Raw genomic sequence first — 19,466 nt, 5'->3', positions numbered from 1 at the left:
GCGGCGATGATGACGGTGATTCTTGTGTTATCGGTATAAGATAGACTGTTATTTTTATGAGATAATTCGTCCCTGCCTGCCCCATTTCCTCGATATCGTGGCCACCACCAAGACACCCCGCACCCGCGCCAAAGCGGCAATCGCCAGCGAGATAGCTGCTGCTCCCGCCCCATCGACCGAATCCACGCTTTACGTGCAGTCCGTGGAGAAGGCGATGAAGGTGCTGACGGCGTTCGACGGGTCGAAGCGCCATCTGTCGCTTTCGGAAATCGCCTCGGCCACGGGGCTGGACATCAGCGCGGCGCAGCGCTTCACCTTTACGCTCTCGGCGTTGGGCTATCTGCTCAAGGACGCGCAGAGCAAGAAGTACGAACTCTCGCCGAAGCTGCTGGACTTCACCTATCACTACCTCGTCTCGAACGAACTGGTGAGCCGCGCCGCTCCGTATCTTCAGCAACTCGCTGCGGAAACCGAGGAGGCGACGAACCTGACGGTGCGGCTCGACACGGACATTGTGTTCGTGCTGCGTATTGTGAGCCGCAGCGTGTTCAATGCGAATGTCATCGTTGGCTCGCGTCTGCCGGCCTATTGCACGGCACCCGGGCTGGCGTTGCTGGCGACGCTCGACGATGCCGAGGTCGACGACATTCTCGCGCGCACGAATCTCGTGCAGTTCACGCCGGCGACCGTGGCGCAGCCGCGCAAGATCAAGGAACGGCTCGCGCGCATTCGCAAGCAGGGATATGCGCACACGGAAGACGAATTCTTCATGGGCGACATTTCGACGGCGGCGGCCGTGGTGAACCAGGACGGCCGGGCCATTGGGGCGATCAACATTGCCGTGCCGCGCGTGCGGTGGAACGCCGAACGCGACGAACGGCGCTTCGCCGACCTCGTGATCCAGACGGCCGGCGCGTTGTCGGCCCGGCGGCGCCAGGAGAGCTGACGCCGCGTCAGTCGGCCGCCACGTGCACGATCTCGTCGTGCTTGTCGATCTCGCCGGGGGCGCGCTTTTTCAGCCGAATGAAGAGCAGCAGCGGCATGACGGCGATCGTGAGCGCCATCATGAGCCGGAAGTCGTCCAGGTAAGCGATCATCGCCGCCTGTCGCGTGACCTCCGCATTCAGGGCGGCCATCGCCGCGGCACCGTACGTCTGCACGTAAGCCTCCACGCCTTGTGCAAACGGCGTAATGCGCTCCGAGAGCACCGCATGGTTGAGCTGGGTGTTCTGGGTGAGCAGCGTCTGCACGACCGAGATACCGATACTGCTGCCGATGTTGCGCGACAGGCTGTAGATGGCGGCGCCGTCCGCGCGCAGCGTGCCGGCGAGCGTGGCAAACGTGACCGTGGTGAGGGGCACGAAGACGAAGCCGAGACCGAAGCCCTGAATGACCCCCGGCCAGACGATGTCCGACGGCTGCAGCGTGAGCGAGTAACCGGCCATCAGATACAGCGAATAGGCGGTCAGTGCGAAACCGAAACCCAGCAGGTAGCGAACGTCGACCTTGCCGACCAGGCGTCCGACGATCAGCATGGCGGCCATGGTCCCCGCGCCGGAGGGCGCCGTCACCAGCCCGGTGAGAATCGCGGGGTAGCCGAACAGACTTTGCAGCATCGGCGGGAGCAGGGCGCGCGTGGCGTAAAGAATGATGCCGACGACGAAGATGTAGACGACACCCGTGTTGAAGTTCCGGTCGCGCAGCAACGCGCGGTCGAAGAACGAATGCTCGCCGGCCGTCCATGTATGGACGACGAAGTACGCAAAGCAGATGATGGCGCCGAGCATTTCCAGCCAGATCTCTGTGGCGTTCAGCCAATCCTGCTGTTCCCCACGGTCTAGCAGCAATTGCAGCAGGCCGATGGCCAGACTGAGCGTGACGAAGCCCAGCGCATCGAACTTCCCGGCCTTCTGCTCCGGTGGCTCTTTCAGATAGGCGGCAATGCCGAGAAACGCGATCAACCCAATGGGCAGGTTGATGTAGAACACCCAGCGCCAGTTGTAGCTGTCGGTAAGCCAGCCGCCGAGCGACGGGCCGAGAATCGGCCCGACCATCACGCCCATGCCGAACACCGCCATCGCCGAACCGTGCTTGTGCGGCGGGTTGATGTCGAGCATGGTCGCCTGCGACAGCGGCACGAGCGCCGCGCCGCAAATCCCCTGGAACAGCCGTGCGGCCACGATTTCCGTGAGCGAATGCGCCATGCCGCACAAGGCCGAGGCGATCGTGAAGCCGGCGACGGACCACAGGAACACGCGCCGGCGCCCGAAGCGCGCACAGAGCGTGCCGGTAAGCGGCGTGGCGATGGCGGCCGCCACGATATAGGACGTCAATACCCAGGTGATGGAGTCCTGCGAGGCGGAAAGACTGCCCTGCATGTGGGGGAGTGCCACGTTGGCGATGGTGCTGTCGAGTGTCTGCAACACCGTCGCGAGCATGACGGACAGGCTGACGAGCGCGCGATGCTTGCCCGGATCGTCAGCTGTTTGGGGGGATGGCACGGTCATTCCTTTGCTGGATCGTGATGGTTATCGTGATGGCGGTACGACGCATCGATCCGTCGCACGCGTTGTCTCTCGCGCCGGCGGGTCACTCCGGTGCTGTCTCCTCGCCGCGACGCCCCGGTGACGGGCATTCGGCTTCGGCGCGCGTCAGATTCGTCAGCACCTTGCCCAGCAAGCGCGACAGTTCGGTCCGTTCAGCCGGCGTGAGGTCGGCCAGCGCTTCGCGTTCGGTCGCATTGGCGAATGCGACGATCATGTCGATCTTGGCCTCCGAGGCCTCCGTCAGATAGAGCAGCTGCGCGCGTTTGTCGTTCGGATCCCGTTCGCGCCGCACGAGCCCCTTGTCCCTGAGCCGGTCCAGCAGTCTCACCAGCGCCATTGGCGTCAACTCCATGCGTTCGGCCAATTCGGCCTGTGTCTGGACCCCATAGCGATGCAACATGACCAGCACGCGGCATTGCGCACGCGTGAGGTCGAAGTTGCCGCGGGCACGCCGGTCGAACAAGCGCGAATGAACGCGCGCGACGTCATGTACCAGCGTGCCGAAACGGGAAGACCAATCGATTTTCGGCATATCGGAAGGTGCGCCGGGGTCGCCTTCGGGGCGTCCCGGCAAGATCAATTAGTAAACAGGTTTATCATTTTGCCAGACTCTTTCTTCGGACTGCAACTGTCGCAAATAGGTGACACCCATACCGGACGGCAGAAGGCGCCGAAATGCGGTCGGCCGGTTTCGCCCGGTGTGACGCGGGTTCGCGGGCGGTGGGCACGATCCCCGGACAGACGCTGTTGCGCCGCCCGTGAAAATCTGAAAAAGCCAAGAAAAATAAGCACTTGACACTTCGCCTTGGCGGATCAAGAAAGGATATGTGCGATGTATCGGCGAGCACGCCCGTGCATGGCACTCATCCTCTATTGACCTTAAGGAGTATCAATCATGTTTGACCTCGCCCAAGCCTCGGATGTCCTGTCCATCACCCCGGCCGACCTGTCGTCCGGCCAGCGCCGTCCCACGTCGTTGCCGGCTGCGGTGCGCGCCCCGGCGGCCGATCTCGATGCGATGCGAGAAGAGCGTCTGCCCTTCATCGTCACCATCGCGAGCGACGACGCAGCGTTGCGCGACGCCGCCGCCATGCGTCAGGCCGCCTACGGCCGCCACCTTCCCGATCTGGCCGCCACGTTGAGCGAGCCGGAGCCCAGCGACCGCGAGCCGGGGGCCATCGTGCTCGTGGCGCGCGCTCGGCTCGACGGCGCGGTCCTTGGCACGATGCGTATCCAGACCAACCGTTACCAGCCGTTGCATCTCGAGGACTCGGCGCCGTTGCCCCAGTGGCTGGACAGCGCCGCGTTGGCCGAGGCGACGCGTCTGGGCGTGGTGGCCGGGCCGGCCGGACGTGTCGTCAAGACGGCGCTGTTCAAGGCCTTCTATCAGTATTGCCTGCTGTCCGCTGTCGACTGGATGGTGATTACGGCGCGTCCGCCGCTGCATCGGCAGTATGAAGCCCTGATGTTTATCGACGTGTTCCCGTCGCAAGCCCTGATCCCGATGGCACACGTCGGCGGCATCGGACACCGCGTGCTGGCGCTGGACGTGGCGCAGGCACGCACGCGTTGGCAGGCGGCGGAGCATCCTTTGTTCGCCTATATGTGCCTCACCCATCATCCCGACCTGCGGCTGGGGGTGCCGGGAATGCAGGACGTTGTCCGGGCGTCATCGGGCGAAGCCAGTGTTGGCGCGCATTTGCGGGATTTATCTTTTGCTGGCGACGCGGTACGATGCGATGCATCAGGCTTCAGCTTGTCGGTGTAATGCCGTTATTCGAACTAACGTTATCCCGTCGCCTGCCGCATTCGGTTTTTTCGGCGATGGCGATAACGCGCAAGACGGGCAAAAGAGACCTGCCCGTGTCGGCCTGCATCGGGGTCGCACGGGCCAGGACCGGCCCGGCCGGCAGGGCGTGCCGAGGGGTACGCCTTGCCCGGCGAAGATCGCGGGGGCGACCAACAAGATAAGGGCTTAAGGTTTCTATGGCGGGGGAACTCGGCAACGAGCGTGACGATTACAGCCGCAATTCGATCGATTTCGCCGACGAGTTGGCGGAACTTTCCGGTTCGCGGCGCCGTTGGCGCGTGAGCGCGCGGCTCGACGAGCTTTTTCGCACGATTTCGCTGTACGCCGTGCCCGCTGCCATCATGCTGCTCTCGGGCCTGGTGCTGATGTTCCAGGAGAGCCAGTACGCCGTGCGGGGTGAAACATCGTTGACCTTTCAGGCGAAAGGCGATGTACCCGCGACGTTCGGCCCGCCGATGGTGCAGGGCGTCCTTGAACGCGCGCCCGCCGTTCGGCAGTTCAGCACGCATCTGTCGGAGGCGCCGGTGTGGTTCCGGGTCACCGTGCCGCCCGTGGGCGCCGCCCAACATACGGTCATCGAATTTCCCTCGCGCCATGCGCAAACGCTGATCTGCTGGCGCAACCCCGACGCCCCGGCCATCGGACGCGCGGACCGCAGCGCCGTGCGCGGGGCGATCCGAATGTCGAAAGCGGGCTTTGCGATCGATCTCGGGCAACTCGTCGCGCCGGTGACGCTCCTCTGCGAGGGCACATTCTCCGGGCCGGCGCATCTCACGCTGGTAGCCTGGCCGGCGTCCGAACTGAATGTCTCCGAAAGGGAGTTCCATCGCAGCAACGGCTTGCTCGAAGGCGGGCTGTTGACGCTTTCGGCATTCGTGCTCGTCACCGCCATCATCAACAAGGAATGGCTCTACGTCCTGTTCGCGGCGTGGCTGATCGGCAACTTGCGGCTCGCGGCGAACTCGCTCGGGGCCGACACGCAATGGCTGGAACGCGCCATTCCGACCGACCTTGACGCCCTGGTGCGCAAGGCGACATTCGCCATCTACTACGTGCTGACGTATTCACTGTTCACGCAGCTCTTCAAGCGGGAGTTGCGCCGCATCGGCTGGCGGTGGATGGTGATGGTGCTGCAATGGGCCGGCGTGGTGCTCTGCTGCGCGGCCATCGCATTGCCGTATGCGCATTTCATCCCCGTGCTGTGGGTGGTGGCCGCCCTGGGCATCGCCATCGTCCTGATGCTGCTGACCCGCATTCTCGTGCTGACGCGCTCGCGGGTCGCGATGTGGTACAGCGCGTCGCTGTCCATCGTCCTGTTTGCCACGTTTTCCGAAGTGATCGCCGCCGCGTTCAATGCGCGCGCGTTGGCGACGGCGTTCAACAGCGTGACCGCGGCGCTGTTCTCGAGCCTCATGGCGGCGCTGGCCATTGCCGAGCAGATGCGGGCCGAGCACCAGGGCAAGCTCGAAGCCCAGACCGAACTGCGCAACGCCTACGATGTGACGCCTGTCGGTCTGTTCACCCTCGACGATCAGGGTATTTTCGTTCGTGGCAACGCGGCGTTGCACACCATGCTGGGCATTCCCAATACCGAAGGGCGAACGTTCCGCTGGGACCAGTTCTTCGGCCAGAGCACCTGGCGCATGCTGCTCGACGTCGCGCAGCACAGCGAGGAATCGGAACTCGAAATTCTCTCCCTGCCCCGCGACGACGGCCGCACCAGCCGCTATCTCGTCAAGGCTATTTTCTCTGCAGGACGAATCGAAGGCTCGTTGCAGGACATCACCGAACGGGCTCGCACGATGGAGCAATTGCGCTATCTGGCGGAGAACGACCCGCTCACCGGCGTCTCGAACCGGCGCGGCATCGAAAAGGCGCTGGCCGAGGCGATCCGTACCTTATCCGACGCCCGGCCGGCGGCATTGGCCTATCTGGATCTGGATCGGTTCAAGCTAGTCAACGATCTCTTCGGTCATGCGGCGGGCGATGAGGTGCTGCGCCAGGCATGCGATCGGATGCGAGCACGCCTGTCGACGGATCAGAGCGTGGGGCGCACGGGCGGCGACGAGTTCATCGTGGTGTTTCGCGATGCGACGATCAAGGAGGCGGCCGCCGTGGCGCGCCGTCTGGTCGACGCGATTTGCGGCGAGCCTTATCAGATCGGGGAGCGCGCGTTTCAGGTGCGCGCGTCGGCCGGGGTCATCGAGCTGACGACCGATATGCGGGTGCCTGACGCGATTTCGTCGGCCGACCGCGCCTGTCGCGAAGCCAAGAAGAGCCGCCGAGAGTTGGTGGTCTACGAGCGCGGGGCGGCGGCATTTCGTGAGCGCCTTGCCGAATTGCGGTTGATCGATGCGCTCGACGCGGGACTCACGCCCAACACCCTGTTTCTCGAGATGCAGCCGATCATGGAGATGGCGTCGCCCGGCGAGTCGCTCAACTTCGAGGTGCTGCTGCGCATGCGCGATTCCGACGGCAATATCGTACCGGCCTCGCGTGTCATCAGCGCGGCCGAGGAGAACGGCAGCATCGGCATGATCGATAAATGGGTACTGACGAATACGCTCGCCTGGATCGACCTGAACCGCGACCGTCTCGCAAAAACACGGTTTGTGTGCGTCAATCTGTCGGGGGCGTCGCTCAACGACGAACATTTCATTCGGGACATCTTCACCACGCTGGCGGCCCATGAGCGTGCCGTCGGGTTGCTGTGCATCGAGATCACGGAAACCGTGGCACTGCACGATCTCGACAATACGCGTCGCTTTGTCGATCGGATTCACCAACTGGGCGGGCGCATCGCGCTCGACGACTTCGGTGCGGGCTTCAGTTCTTTCTCATACCTGAAGGATCTGGCGGTCGACGCCATCAAGATCGACGGCGCGTTCGTGAAAAGCATGGCGGCGCATCCGGCCAATCTGGCGATTGTCGAAGCGATTGTGGCGCTGGCGAAGAATCTCGGGATTCGCAGTGTGGCGGAGTGGGTGGAAGACACCGCAACGCTCGAAGCCTTGTCGGAGCTGGGGGTCGACTACGTGCAAGGCTTTCTGATTGCGCGCCCGCAAACGCCCGAGGCTATCCTGGCTGCCGACTCGGCCGTCAGTTTCGTTCGCGATCCGCAACTGGCGTCATTGCTGCTCGAGTTGGGGGATGCGTACTACCCGCGTCATCGCAGCAACTCGGCATTGCACTGATTCGATTCTCCCTACGCGACGCTTCGACAACCCGTCGGCGAGGTGCGTCCGTTGGCCGACAAAAGTCGCATCAGTTGCCGATTTGTCGTGCGAATTATCTGTATTTTTCGCAATACTGTATTGCCCGCGCGAATCCCGCGCGGCACTCGATCCGCAGTGCCCAATATGCCGGAAACCCTCATGAATCGGGCGTTTCCGCGTCAAGTCATTTTTTTCGGGGCGTCATCAAAACGTAACCCGAAGTAAGAATTCCAATTGGAATAAATCTTGTCCCCGGTAAAGACCGGGTGGCAGAATCAACGCATCGACGTGGTGGAGCGCATCCTCCATGCGCCGGTGAACCGTATCCGTGGGTGGGGCATGACGCGGACTGCAATGCGGCGCATCGGCGTTCGGCACATGACAGGCACGCGATATGCAACGGGGTTAGGACCGCGCACATTCACGAGATGCGCGCGGCGCAACCGTAGGACCTAGCCAAAACAACGACAATGATTTCGACGTTTCTCAAACTCGTCTACCGCTACAGCCATACGGCGAAGTGGCGGCACAACGAACGCCTCTGGCCGCACGCGCGCATCGAGCGCGACGCCATGGGAGCCATCGAGCGCTTTACGTGGCGCTCGCGCCGGGTACCACTCGTTCGGCGCGCCGAATTGCAGCGCCTGCGCCGCTTGCCGTGCCACATCATCGCCAGCGGACCGTCGGTTGCCGATATCGATTACGCAGCGCTGCCGATGCATCACGTCATGGGCGTGAATGGGGCCATCGCGCTGACCGACCACGCGCCGGTCAAATTCAATTTTTACTGCATTCTCGACGCCGGTTTCGTGCGTCAGCGTCCGGACCTGGCGCGCCGCGTCGTGGCGCGCGATCTGGTGTTGTTTGTCACGCCCGTCGTGCTCGCCCGTCTGCTGGACACATTCCCGGCGTCGGCGTTCGGGTGCCGCTTCTATCTTGTCGACGATATTTTCAAGCGCGGGATGGAGGCGGCCAGGACCCCCGAAGCCCTGCGTGCAAATCCGCAGGTCGCGGCAAGCGCGGCGTTCCAGGGCGAGCAGGGCCGTCTCGGGTACAGCTTCGATCTCGACCAGGGCTTCTTCCACGGTGGCACCGTGGCGTATTTTGCACTCCAGGTGGCGACGTGGCTGGGCTTCACCGAATTGTATCTGCATGGGGTCGACTTGCGCGACGCCGCGCAGACGCCACGGTTCTACGAGACCCTGCAAACGCGTGCGCCGACGCGGTTGGATGTGGAGTTCTCCAGCCTGATCGAACCGTCGTTCCGCCACGCGGCGGCGGTCTTGCGCGCACGCGGTGTGCGCGTCGAGAACCTGTCGCACGCGAGCGCGCTGGGGGACGACATCTTCGCCAAAGTCGACTGGCGCGCGCTGCGTCGCCGGAACCTGAGTCTGGTCGTGCCGGACGCCAGCGGCGAGAGCGCCGGTCTCGGCAGCATGCCGACTTGGCGCTCGACCGGCACGCACGGTCGGCCGTAACGTCTGACACGCGCGGCGCCCACGCCAGCCGATGCGCGAAAGTCCTTGCCGAGAGGGCCTCCGCACGGTGGTCTACCTGCTACAATCGCACTCCGGGTTTTCCTGAAGCACGAGCGATTATGGGGTTTGGCTGGTTCGGACTGTCGACGTTTTGGTTGCTGGCGTTGTGCTGGCCTGGCGTGCGGGGTCTGCTTGGCGGTGAGATACGAATCTTCGGCCCCGGCACGCTGCGCATGCTGCTCGGTATACCGCTCGCGATCGGATCGAGTGCCACGCTCGCCGCGCTGACGGGCGGGGAAGGCAACACCGCGGGTGGCAGCGTCGGCCAATCCCTGTCTCACGGCTTGCACGTCGCGTTGGGCGGTACGCTCGCGATGGGCGTGGCGAGCTTCGTCCTGCTCTTTTCCCTTCCGTTGGTCTTCGGCACCACTTGGTGGGGCATGTTCGCGCGCGGCAAATCGTCCGACGACGATACCGAGTCGCCCGCCTACGAATCGCGTTTCGATGGGACCGCCCGCGAGCCGGCGCGGGGTCTCTCGCACATGTCGTTCGACTCGAGTGAGCGTGGTGAGCGATTTACGCCCACGCTCGGACAAGGGCATCACGATGTCGGCAGCCTGAGGGAAGACCCGTTGCCGCGCCGCCGTGGTCTGGCGGCACAGCCGCGCTGGAAGTTGTCCGACGAGGAGCGCGCGCGGCTCGACGCCATGCGACCGCCGCCGTTGAGGGTACGGGGTGCGCCGCGCACCGAGCCGTCGTTTGCGAATGGCGCGCGACTTCGTCCGACAGGCAAGGGTGCCTCGGTGGGACGTGCAGGGACCGCCGTTGCTGCCACCGTCGCCGCCGCAGCGACCGCGAGGGCGAGCGGGGCTCCCGTGTCTGCGGCGTCGGTCAGAACCGCGACATCCGTTGTGTCGACCGCTCCCTCTAGTGTTGCTGCGCCGCTCACGGCAACCAAGGCAGCCATGCCCGCGAAGCCGCCTACGTCCGCCGATCCACTGAATTCGACGCCAATTCCGGGGGCGACGGGATATCGCCGCCCCGTGGGCGTCGCGCCCGCCCATCTGCGCGGCACGATCGTGCATAGCCCGTTCCGCAAGCCGCAGCTCGGGCTTGAAGAAATGCCGCCACGGGGGGCGCCGCCTGTCGCGTCGTCTCCGGCGGATGCCGGGACGCCGGCGATCTCCGACACGTCGGCCAACGTTGCGGCGTCGGGCGCTGTCGCGCCTCGCCCGGCGGCGCCTGCAATGCAGGGGGCCGCGTCCTGGTCCGCGACCGATGCTGCCTCACCGCTTTGCGCCGCCATCTCCGCATTTTCGCCCGTCGATTTGTCGGCGAAGGACGTTGACGCACCCGCCTTCGAAGCCTTGCCGCCCGCGCCCACCTCTGATGTGCTGGCCCAACAAGCGGCCGCGCGTGCCGCCGAACAGGCGCGCGTGCAGGCCTTGGCCGTGCTGCGCGACGAGGCACAAGCGTTGCTTCGCGACTTACGTCAATGGACAGCATCCGACACGGCGCAGGCCGCTGGTGCGCCCGCGTTGGCATCGGTGTATCCGGCGACCACCGTCGATCGCCGGGAAAGCGTCGTGATGGACGAGGAACGCTTGAGCACGGACGCGACGAACGCCGTCGAACCTGTCGCCATGGCGCAAGCCATGCCGCAGTCGGCCGCGACCGACCCATCGCCACCGGCCGCCGGGGGCGTCGACATGATCGCTGCAGCGCCGTTCGCACCCGTTTCGCCTTCTGCCCATGCGTTCTCGCCGCCACATCGTCCGTTCGTCTTTGCGGATGTGTTGGCCAGCGTCGAGGCTTTCGATGTACCTAACGACGTACCGATCGATGTACCTTCCGATGTGCCACACAACGCCACGCGCGACGAACCGGGCTACTCGGCAGAGGACGCTGCATCCGTAGGCGTACCCGACGCGCTGGAGGCCGAAGCGTCCGCGTCGAAGCCGCATTATGTCTTGCGTGCCGACGGCAGCTGGGCGCGCGCCGAAGCGTCTCCCCATCCCGGCCATCCAGGCCATCCCACCTACGCACCGTTGACGCACGACGAAGCCACCTCGTCATTGACGCCAACGATGCCGTCGCCCGCGGCCGCCGTGCCTGCCATTCCGGCGTTCGCCGCGTCATCGCCGTTCGGCATGGCGACGACGGCTGGGTCGCGCGCGGCCAGCTTCTCGGGGAACACCCCCTACGAACTTGCGCCGCCACGCGTCGTCATCGATTACGACTTGCCGCCGCTCGATCTGCTCTCGCCTGTAACGTCGCTGGATGTCGCCAATATAGTTTCGGACGAAGCGCTCGCGGCCGTGAGCCAGTTGATCGAGCAGCGTCTGGCCGAATTCAAGGTGCCGGTCACGGTGGTGGGCGCGTCGGCCGGCCCGGTCATCACGCGTTTCGAAGTCGAGCCGGCGGTGGGGGTGCGCGGCGCGCAGGTTGTCGGACTCGTGCGGGATCTGGCGCGAGCGCTGGGCGTGACGTCGATCCGCGTGGTCGAGACGATTCCCGGCAAGACCTGCATGGGGCTGGAACTGCCCAACGCGCAGCGGCAAATGATTCGCCTGTCTGAAATCCTGACCGCTCCCGTGTTCGACACCCATCGCTCGCACCTTGCGCTCGCCATGGGCAAGGACATCACGGGGGAGCCCGTCGTGGCCGATCTGGCGCGTGCACCGCACCTGTTGGTGGCGGGCACGACCGGCTCGGGTAAGTCGGTGGCCGTCAACGCGATGATCCTGTCGTTGCTCTACAAGGCAACCCCGGACGACGTGCGCCTCATCATGATCGATCCGAAGATGCTGGAGCTATCCGTCTACGGCGGCATTCCGCACTTGCTTGCCCCGGTCGTGACCGACATGAAACAGGCGGCGCATGCCCTGAACTGGTGCGTGGGCGAGATGGAAAAGCGTTACCGGCTGATGTCCGCGCTCGGCGTGCGCAATCTGGCCGGATACAACGAGAAGATCGATGCCGCGCGCGCGGCGGGCGAGAAGGTGCGCAACCCGTTCTCGCTCACCCCGGACGCACCGGAGCCGCTGGATCGTCTGCCATTCATCGTCGTGGTCATCGACGAGTTGGCGGATCTCATGATGGTGGCGGGCAAGAAGATCGAAGAACTGATCGCTCGGCTGGCGCAGAAAGCGCGCGCGGCCGGCATTCACCTGATTCTCGCGACGCAGCGACCTTCGGTTGACGTCATTACCGGCCTCATCAAGGCGAATATTCCGACGCGGGTGGCCTTTCAGGTGTCGTCGAAGATCGATTCGCGCACGATTCTCGACCAGATGGGCGCGGAATCGTTGCTGGGGCAGGGCGACATGCTGTTCCTGCCGCCGGGCACGGGGTATCCGCAGCGCGTGCATGGCGCGTTCGTTGCCGACGACGAGGTGCATCGCGTCGTCCAGCACTGGCAGCAGTATGGCGAGCCGGACTACGACGAAGCGATCCTCGCAGGCGATCCGAGCGAGGCCGCTTCGGCCGATCTGTTCGGCGAGTCGTCGGGCGATGCCGAGGCCGATCCGCTCTACGACGACGCGGCGGCATTCGTGCTGAATTCCCGTCGCGCCTCGATCTCCGCGGTGCAGCGGCAATTGCGCATCGGCTACAACCGCGCCGCCCGTCTCATCGAGCAGATGGAAACCGCTGGACTCGTCAGTCCGATGGGGCGAAACGGCGCGCGCGAAGTGATTGCGCCGGGCGATTAATCGCCATCCCTTACACCTGCCTTACGACCCGCCCTCCGAGTCGAACTCTTTGGCACTCCGTGCCGATATCTGGACACGCGCCGCCCGTGGCGCGTGCCATCAAACCCCTTGGAAACCCGCGCCAATTGGCGATAGCAGCGCGTATACCCGCGCTAGCGTAGGGGTATTCCCGCCTTTGCGGGCAAAACTCAGCGAACACATAATCGGCGCGCTAGCTTGGTCGTTCAACGCGCGCGGTACGGTATCGCCCTGACACGAATTACGACATCGGGGGGATGCGGCGGGGGGAAGTCGACTCGCGAGTCGCGCATTCTACGGCAGGGCCTGCGACATCAGGAAATCGCAGCAGAAAAGCGTCATATCGAAACGCATCGCACCGAAGGAGACCCTTATGCAATTCCGATTCAAGGTCATGGCTGGCGCCGTGGCATTTGCCCTGTCCGCCTCGATGGCTGTGGCGGCCGATCCGATCAAGATTGGCGTATCCGGCCCGTTCACCGGCGGCTCGTCGTCGATGGGTGTTTCCATGCGCGACGGCGTGCGTCTCGCTGCGTCGGAAATCAACAAGTCGGGTGGCGTGCTGGGCCGCCAGATCGTGCTGGTCGAGCGCGACGAAGAAGCGAAGAACGAGCGCGGCGTGCAGGTCGCGCAGGAACTGATCAACAAGGAAAAGGTGGTCGCGACCGTCGGCTTCATCAATACCGGCGTGGCGCTCGCCTCGCAGCGTTTCTATCAAGACGCCAAGATTCCGGTGTTCAACAACGTGGCGACGGGTACGATCATCACCCAGCAATTCAAACCGCCTCAGTACGCCGATAACTACGTCTTCCGCAACTCGGCCAAGGACAGCATCCAGGCGCCGATGATCGTGGAAGAGGCGATCACGCGCCGTGGCTTCAAGAAGCCGGCGATTCTCGCAGACTCGACCAACTACGGCCAGCTCGGACGCGAGGATCTGGAAAAGGCGCTCGCCGCCAAGGGCATCAAGCCGGTGGCTGAAGAGAAGTTCAACATCAAGGACGTCGATATGACGGCTCAGTTGCTCAAGGCCAAGCAGGCCGGCGCTGACGTCATCCTCACGTACGGTATTGGCCCGGAACTGGCGCAGATCGCCAACGGCATGGCCAAGCTCGGCTGGAAGCTGCCGCTGGTCGGTAGCTGGACGCTCGCGATGTCGAACTACATCGACAACTCGGGCGCGAACGGCGAAGGTGCCCGTATGCCGCAAACGTTCATTCAGGAACCCAACACGCCCAAGCGCAAAGCCTTCATCGACGCGTATCTGGCCATGTTCAAGCCGAAGAACAACCGCATCGACTCGGCGGTGTCGGCAGCGCAGGGCTACGACTCGGTCTACCTGCTGGCCGCAGCCATCAAGCAGGCCGGCAGCACGGACGGCCCGAAGGTGCGCGCCGCGCTCGAAGACCTGAAGGCGCCGGTCGACGGCGTGGTCACGACCTACGATCACCCGTTCACGCATGACGATCACGACGCCATCACCGCCAATATCCCGGTGATGGGTGAAGTGAAGGGCGGCCGTGTCGTGTATGCCTACGACAGCGATCTGAAGGCGGGCAGCAAGGTCCGCGAGAAGGCTGCGAAGTAACTCGCCCTCTCGCCCCCTGGCATTTCGGTTGCGCTTTGCAGCCATGACGGATGAACAACGGCGCGCGTTGCTTGTGATCCGGGCCCCTGGCAACGGGGTGTCCGGGGGCAGCGCGCGCGCCGTCTGTTCAACCGGGCCATGCACCGGCACTCGGGACCGGCGCGTGGCACACGTCTCGAATACCTCCCGTGCATCGCTCGTAGGCTCGCACTCGCGAGAGAGGACCGCATGACCATCCTGATTCAACTCATCTACAGCGGTATCGCGCTGGGGATGATCTACGCCGTGATCGCCTTCGGTTACCAACTGACGTTCGCGACGTCCGGCACGCTGAACTTCGGCCAGGGCGAATCGCTGATGCTCGGCGCACTGGTTGGCCTGACACTGGTCGATACCTTGGGTCTGAATTACTGGCTGATGATCCCCATTGTCTGCCTGTTCGGTCTCGTGCAAGGGGCGCTGGTCGAGCGCATCGGCGTGAAGCCTGCCTTGCGGATCAAGTCGGAGTTCGGCTGGATCATGTCGACGATCGCGTTGGGCATCATCTTTCGTAACGTCGCGGAAAACGTTTGGGGACGCGACGATCTCAAGTTTCCTTCGCCGCTGCCCGAGTCGCCCATCCACCTGTTCGGCGCAAACGTGTTGCCGATGGAACTGCTCGTTGTGGTCGGCGCGCTGCTCATGATGGCCGCCGTCGAGTTCTTCAACCGTCGCTCGATTTATGGCAAGGCGGTGGTGGCCACGTCCAACGACCGCGACGCCGCCGGACTCATGGGCATCAACACCAGTCTGGTCATCACCTTCTCATATGCGCTGTCGTCCATGGCGGCCGCTTTCGCGGGCGTGCTCGTCGCCCCGCTGACGCTCACCGGCGCCACGATGGGGGCGGTGCTCGGGCTCAAGGCGTTCGCCGTGGCGATCATCGGTGGGCTCTCGAGCGGGATGGGCATGCTCGTGGGTGGCGTGATTCTCGGCATCGCCGAGACGACGACCGCATTCTACATTTCGACCGGCTACAAAGACGTGCCGGGTCTCGTACTGCTGCTGCTCGTGCTGGCCGTGAAGCCGGCGGGCCTGTTCGGCAAGACCGCCATCAAGAAGGTGTAACCATGACCGCTCAGACCTCCACCGCACGCGGGGCCCGCGATCTCGGCGGCCTGCGCGTGACCACGAAGCTGGCTGCCATCGTGGGCATCGTTGCGCTGTTCGGTTTTCCGATGGCCATCGGCAATCCTTATTACATCCACATGATCGAGACGATCATGATCTACGCGATCCTGCTGTTCGGGCTGGACATCGTCGTGGGTTACACCGGGCAGGTGTCGCTGGGCCATGCGGGCCTGTTCGGCATCGGCGCCTACGTGGCGGGGGTGTTCTTCACCAAGCTCGGACTCACGCTCTGGCTGGCGCTTCCGGGCGCCATCCTGATTACGGCCGCGTTCGGCGCCGTGCTCGCCTTGCCCGCGCTGCGGGTGATCGGCCCGTATCTGGCGATGGTGACGCTCGCGTTCGGCACCATCATCCAGATTCTCATCAACGAGATGGATTTCCTGACCGACGGGCCAATGGGCATCACGCTCACGAAGCCACTCGTTGGGGGGCATCCGATCGATGAGACCGAGTACTACTGGCTGGTGGCCGCGTTGCTGCTGGCGAGCATGCTTGTGGCGCACCGGATTCTCAAGTCGCATCTCGGGCGCGCCTTCGAGGCGTTGCGGGATTCACCAGTGGCGTCGGACTGCATGGGCGTGTCGGTGTATCGCTACAAGGTGTATGCGTTCGTGATCAGCGCCGGTTTCGCCGGTCTGGCGGGCAGTCTGTACGCCTACTCGGAGCAGTACATCTCGCCGAACACGTATAACTTCGAGCTGACGATCCTGTTCCTGCTCGCCGTCATCATGGGCGGGCGCAAGACGCGCAGCGGCGCGTTGCTAGGCGCGGCGATCGTCGTCTTGTTGCCGCAATTGCTCGACGACATCGGCACCTTCCGGATCGTCGCGACAGCCATCGCCGCGGTGACCGCCGTCGTGGCGGTGACCGCCATCGCCCGCGGGCGCACCTCGCTCGCCAAGGCGGCGGTGCCGATCGTGGGGACGGCGGCCTTGGCCGGTGTCACCTGGTGGCGCGACAGCATCACCGATTGGCGCCTGACGATCTTCGGGCTGATGATTCTGTTTGTCGTGTACTACCTGCCGGACGGCATCATCGGCTTCGTGCGCTCGCGCATTCTGCATCGCCGTCGCACGTTGACCGTCTCGGCCACGCAAATCGACGAGTCGGTCGACGGCGAGCGCGACCCGGTCCTGACAGCGGCGGCGGGCGGTCCCGAGGAACTGCTCAACGTGCGCCAGCTGCTCATGCAGTTCGACGGTCTGAAAGCGCTCAATCAAGTGGATCTGAGTGTGAAGCGCGGCACGATTCACGGGTTGATCGGCCCGAACGGCTCGGGCAAGAGCACGATGATGAACGTGCTCACGGGCATCTACGTGCCGACGGCGGGCAGCATCGAGTTCGCGGGTCAGTCGATCGCGGGGCGTTCGTCGTCGGATATTGCGCTCTCGGGCGTGGCCCGTACGTTCCAGAACGTGCAGTTGTTCGGCGAAATGACGGCACTGGAAAACGTGCTCGTTGGCTTACATCACACGTTCGGCGCGACGCTGATCGATGTATCGCTGCGTCTGCCGCGTTACAAGCGTGAGGAAGGGGCGGCACGGGCGCGGGCGATGCGACTGCTCGACTTCGTGGGGCTGGCGTCGCTCGCTGACGAGGAGGCGCGCAACCTGCCATACGGCAAGCAGCGTCTGCTCGAAATCGCGCGCGCACTGGCACTCGATCCGCGTCTGCTGTTGCTTGACGAGCCGGCCGCCGGTCTGACGGCCCCCGACATTCGTGAATTGCTCACGATCATTCGCAAGATTCGCGACCACGGCATTACGGTCATCCTGATCGAGCACCACATGGACGTGGTGATGAGCACGTGCCAGACGGTCTCCGTGCTCGACTTCGGACAGAAAATCGCCGAGGGCCTGCCAGCGCAGATCCAGGCCGATCCGAAGGTGATCGAAGCGTATCTGGGCGGCGCATCGACGGCGCACTGACGACATTCGCGCATGCGGCGCACGGCGGGGACGATGCCCTGCGCCGCAGCCACGACGGACAAACGGAACCACTATGCTTTCCATTCGTAATCTGCAAGCCGGCTACGGCAAGGTGCAGGTGCTGCACGGCATCGACATCGATGTGCCGAGCGGCCAGGTCGTCACACTCATCGGATCGAACGGCGCGGGCAAGACGACGACCATGCGTGCCGTGTCCGGCATGATCAAGCCGATGGCGGGCGAAATCACGCTCGGCGACAAGCGTATCGATGGACTCGACTCGCATCGCATCGCCAAGCTTGGCCTGGCGCACTCCCCCGAAGGCCGACGCGTGTTCTCGACCATGTCGGTGATGGACAACCTGCGCCTGGGCGCCTTCCCGCGCCTGACGGGGAGCCGCCCGCGCGGCGATGTGGCGGCCGATCTGGAGCGCGCGATGGATCTGTTCCCGCGTCTGAAAGAGCGGCGCAATCAGTTATCCGGCACGCTGTCGGGCGGCGAGCAGCAAATGCTCGCCATGGCCCGCGCGGTGATGCTGCGCCCCGACATCATATTGCTCGACGAGCCGTCGATGGGGCTGGCGCCGATCCTGGTCGACGAGGTCTTCCGCATTATCAGCAACCTGAAGTCGGAGGGCGTGACGATGCTGCTCGTGGAGCAGTTCGCCGCGGCCGCGTTGGCCGTGGCCGACTATGGCTACGTGCTGGAGAACGGCCAGATTTCCGTGCACGGCCCGGCGGAAAACCTGCGCAACGACGACAAGGTGCGCGCCGCCTACCTCGGCGGCAGTCACTGACCTTTGCCGGCGTACCTCGCTCAGTAGGTGGCGGAAAGCTCGCGTAGCGTGTTGAACGTCTCGCGCAGTTCGGTCCTTAGCGTGGCCACGAGGTCGGCGGCGGGCATGGCGCGAGCCAGCGGCGCCGCCTGACCGGCCCACTGGGCCGCGTAATCGCTGTTGCCCTTGGCCTTGGCGGCGGCGTTGATCGCCTTGCCTGCGTCATACGTCACCGGATAGGCAGGCAGGTCGGGGCGGTCGGCTGCTTGCTCCAGCGCATAGAGGCGGTTCACGAAGCCGCGGGCCGGACGCCCGGAAATTGCGCGAATCAATGCGGTTCGCGGCGCAGCGCCGCCGGTCAACCGTTCGCGGTAGGCCGCATCGGCCGACGATTCGGGGCATGCGACAAAGGCGGTCCCGAGTTGAGCGGCCTGCGCACCCAGCGCGAGCACCGCTGCGATGCCCGCGCCGTCCATGATGCCGCCCGCGGCAATCACCGGCACCGACGTGTGCGTAACGATCAGCCGCACCAGCGCCAGCGTGCCCAGTTGTTCGTCATCGGTTGGGACGCGATCGCCAAGATCTTCGAAGCGGCCACGGTGACCGCCTGCCTCGTACCCTTGTGCCACGATAACGTCGACGCCCGCGGCCTCGATCGCCTTGGCTTCCGCCAGGTTCGTCGCCGAGGCGAACAGCACGATGCCCGCAGCGTGCAGTGCATCGATTCTCTCCTGCGACGGCAGTCCGAAATGGAAGCTGACTACGGCCGGTCGTTCTTCCAGAAGCATGGCGAACATGGCGTCGTCGGCCGCAAAGGTCTTGTAGATCTCGCCGAGCGTGGTCGGCGGCGCGGCGTCGAAACGCGCGAACTCCGGGGCGAGATAGGCCAGCCAGGCGGCGTCGCGCGACGCGTCGAGCTTGGCGGGCGCGTGGCAGAACACGTTGACGTTGAACGGCTTGCGGGTCAGCGCGCGCGTATCGTGAATGGCCTTGCGCGCGGCGTCGGCATTCATCGCGGCAACACCGATCGAGCCGAGCCCGCCCGCGTTGGAGACGGCCGCCGCGAGGGCGGGCGTGGACGTGCCAGCCATCGGGGCCTGAACAATCGGCGTCGACAGGCCGAGTCGTTCGATGAGTGCGCGATGGCGGGATTGCGAGGTAGTGGAGCTTGACATGACGATCTGCACCTTTGAGTGTTCGGTAGGGGGAAACCGGACCCGTCGCA

At 64.5% G+C, this 19,466-nt stretch carries 12 protein-coding genes; 9 read left to right on the top strand and 3 right to left on the bottom strand.

What is annotated here, in order from left to right:
* Nucleotides 1–139: 139 nt before the first annotated feature.
* Nucleotides 140–946, top strand: a complete 807-nt coding sequence (locus PCE31107_RS10935; RefSeq protein ID WP_246181803.1) for an IclR family transcriptional regulator — start codon at nt 140–142, stop codon at nt 944–946.
* Nucleotides 947–953: 7 nt separating this feature from the next.
* Here PCE31107_RS10935 and PCE31107_RS10930 read toward each other — a convergent pair whose 3' ends face one another.
* Nucleotides 954–2,507, bottom strand: coding sequence for an MDR family MFS transporter (locus tag PCE31107_RS10930; RefSeq protein ID WP_150608365.1), 1,554 nt, complete (start codon nt 2,505–2,507; stop codon nt 954–956).
* An 82-nt stretch (nt 2,508–2,589) separates the two neighbouring features.
* On the bottom strand, nt 2,590–3,078 hold the full coding sequence (locus PCE31107_RS10925; RefSeq protein ID WP_130025876.1) for a MarR family winged helix-turn-helix transcriptional regulator: 489 nt from the start codon (nt 3,076–3,078) through the stop codon (nt 2,590–2,592).
* Nucleotides 3,079–3,441: 363 nt separating this feature from the next.
* Between PCE31107_RS10925 and PCE31107_RS10920 the strand changes: the two genes are divergently transcribed.
* From PCE31107_RS10920 to PCE31107_RS10885, 8 genes are all read left to right on the top strand, one after another.
* Nucleotides 3,442–4,314: an N-acyl amino acid synthase FeeM domain-containing protein gene (locus PCE31107_RS10920; protein ID WP_150608363.1), complete on the top strand. Its 873-nt coding sequence runs from the start codon at nt 3,442–3,444 to the stop codon at nt 4,312–4,314.
* A gap of 218 nt (nt 4,315–4,532) precedes the next feature.
* Nucleotides 4,533–7,550, top strand: coding sequence for a putative bifunctional diguanylate cyclase/phosphodiesterase (locus PCE31107_RS10915; RefSeq protein ID WP_150608361.1), 3,018 nt, complete (start codon nt 4,533–4,535; stop codon nt 7,548–7,550).
* 491 nt (nt 7,551–8,041) lie between these two features.
* Nucleotides 8,042–9,049 carry a hypothetical protein gene (locus PCE31107_RS10910; protein ID WP_150608359.1) on the top strand — a complete coding sequence of 336 codons (1,008 nt, stop codon included), beginning with the start codon at nt 8,042–8,044 and terminating at the stop codon, nt 9,047–9,049.
* A gap of 119 nt (nt 9,050–9,168) precedes the next feature.
* A complete protein-coding gene (locus tag PCE31107_RS10905; protein WP_150608357.1) occupies nt 9,169–12,762 on the top strand; it encodes a DNA translocase FtsK in 3,594 nt (1,197 codons plus the stop codon).
* Nucleotides 12,763–13,153: 391 nt separating this feature from the next.
* The gene (locus PCE31107_RS10900; protein WP_017234335.1) at nt 13,154–14,368 is read left to right on the top strand and encodes an ABC transporter substrate-binding protein; all 1,215 of its coding nucleotides are present in this window, start codon (nt 13,154–13,156) and stop codon (nt 14,366–14,368) included.
* Nucleotides 14,369–14,596: 228 nt separating this feature from the next.
* Nucleotides 14,597–15,475 (top strand): branched-chain amino acid ABC transporter permease, encoded by an 879-nt coding sequence (locus tag PCE31107_RS10895; protein WP_017234336.1) that lies wholly within the window; start codon nt 14,597–14,599, stop codon nt 15,473–15,475.
* A 110-nt stretch (nt 15,476–15,585) separates the two neighbouring features.
* The gene (locus tag PCE31107_RS10890) at nt 15,586–17,466 is read left to right on the top strand and encodes a branched-chain amino acid ABC transporter ATP-binding protein/permease (protein ID WP_150608503.1); all 1,881 of its coding nucleotides are present in this window, start codon (nt 15,586–15,588) and stop codon (nt 17,464–17,466) included.
* A 73-nt stretch (nt 17,467–17,539) separates the two neighbouring features.
* Nucleotides 17,540–18,262: an ABC transporter ATP-binding protein gene (locus PCE31107_RS10885; RefSeq protein ID WP_130025881.1), complete on the top strand. Its 723-nt coding sequence runs from the start codon at nt 17,540–17,542 to the stop codon at nt 18,260–18,262.
* Between the two features lie 20 nt (nt 18,263–18,282).
* Here the strand turns inward: PCE31107_RS10885 and PCE31107_RS10880 are convergent, their stop codons facing one another.
* The gene (locus PCE31107_RS10880) at nt 18,283–19,416 is read right to left on the bottom strand and encodes an NAD(P)H-dependent flavin oxidoreductase (RefSeq protein ID WP_150608354.1); all 1,134 of its coding nucleotides are present in this window, start codon (nt 19,414–19,416) and stop codon (nt 18,283–18,285) included.
* Nucleotides 19,417–19,466: the final 50 nt, after the last annotated feature.

The sequence above is a fragment of the Pandoraea cepalis genome (assembly GCF_902459625.1).
In the GTDB taxonomy this organism is placed as follows: Bacteria; Pseudomonadota; Gammaproteobacteria; order Burkholderiales; family Burkholderiaceae; genus Pandoraea; species Pandoraea cepalis.
This window is presented reverse-complemented; position numbering and strand designations above follow the sequence as displayed.

What these genes read in the sequence shown, in the direction of transcription:
- PCE31107_RS10895 (WP_017234336.1), top strand. Translation starts at nt 14,597, where the DNA reads ATGACCATCCTGATTCAACTCATCTACAGCGGTATCGCGCTGGGGATG.
- PCE31107_RS10920 (WP_150608363.1), top strand. Translation starts at nt 3,442, where the DNA reads ATGTTTGACCTCGCCCAAGCCTCGGATGTCCTGTCCATCACCCCGGCC.
- PCE31107_RS10905 (WP_150608357.1), top strand. Translation starts at nt 9,169, where the DNA reads ATGGGGTTTGGCTGGTTCGGACTGTCGACGTTTTGGTTGCTGGCGTTG.
- PCE31107_RS10880 (WP_150608354.1), bottom strand. Translation starts at nt 19,416, where the DNA reads ATGTCAAGCTCCACTACCTCGCAATCCCGCCATCGCGCACTCATCGAA.
- PCE31107_RS10900 (WP_017234335.1), top strand. Translation starts at nt 13,154, where the DNA reads ATGCAATTCCGATTCAAGGTCATGGCTGGCGCCGTGGCATTTGCCCTG.
- PCE31107_RS10910 (WP_150608359.1), top strand. Translation starts at nt 8,042, where the DNA reads ATGATTTCGACGTTTCTCAAACTCGTCTACCGCTACAGCCATACGGCG.
- PCE31107_RS10915 (WP_150608361.1), top strand. Translation starts at nt 4,533, where the DNA reads ATGGCGGGGGAACTCGGCAACGAGCGTGACGATTACAGCCGCAATTCG.
- PCE31107_RS10890 (WP_150608503.1), top strand. Translation starts at nt 15,586, where the DNA reads ATGGCCATCGGCAATCCTTATTACATCCACATGATCGAGACGATCATG.
- PCE31107_RS10930 (WP_150608365.1), bottom strand. Translation starts at nt 2,507, where the DNA reads ATGACCGTGCCATCCCCCCAAACAGCTGACGATCCGGGCAAGCATCGC.
- PCE31107_RS10885 (WP_130025881.1), top strand. Translation starts at nt 17,540, where the DNA reads ATGCTTTCCATTCGTAATCTGCAAGCCGGCTACGGCAAGGTGCAGGTG.
- PCE31107_RS10925 (WP_130025876.1), bottom strand. Translation starts at nt 3,078, where the DNA reads ATGCCGAAAATCGATTGGTCTTCCCGTTTCGGCACGCTGGTACATGAC.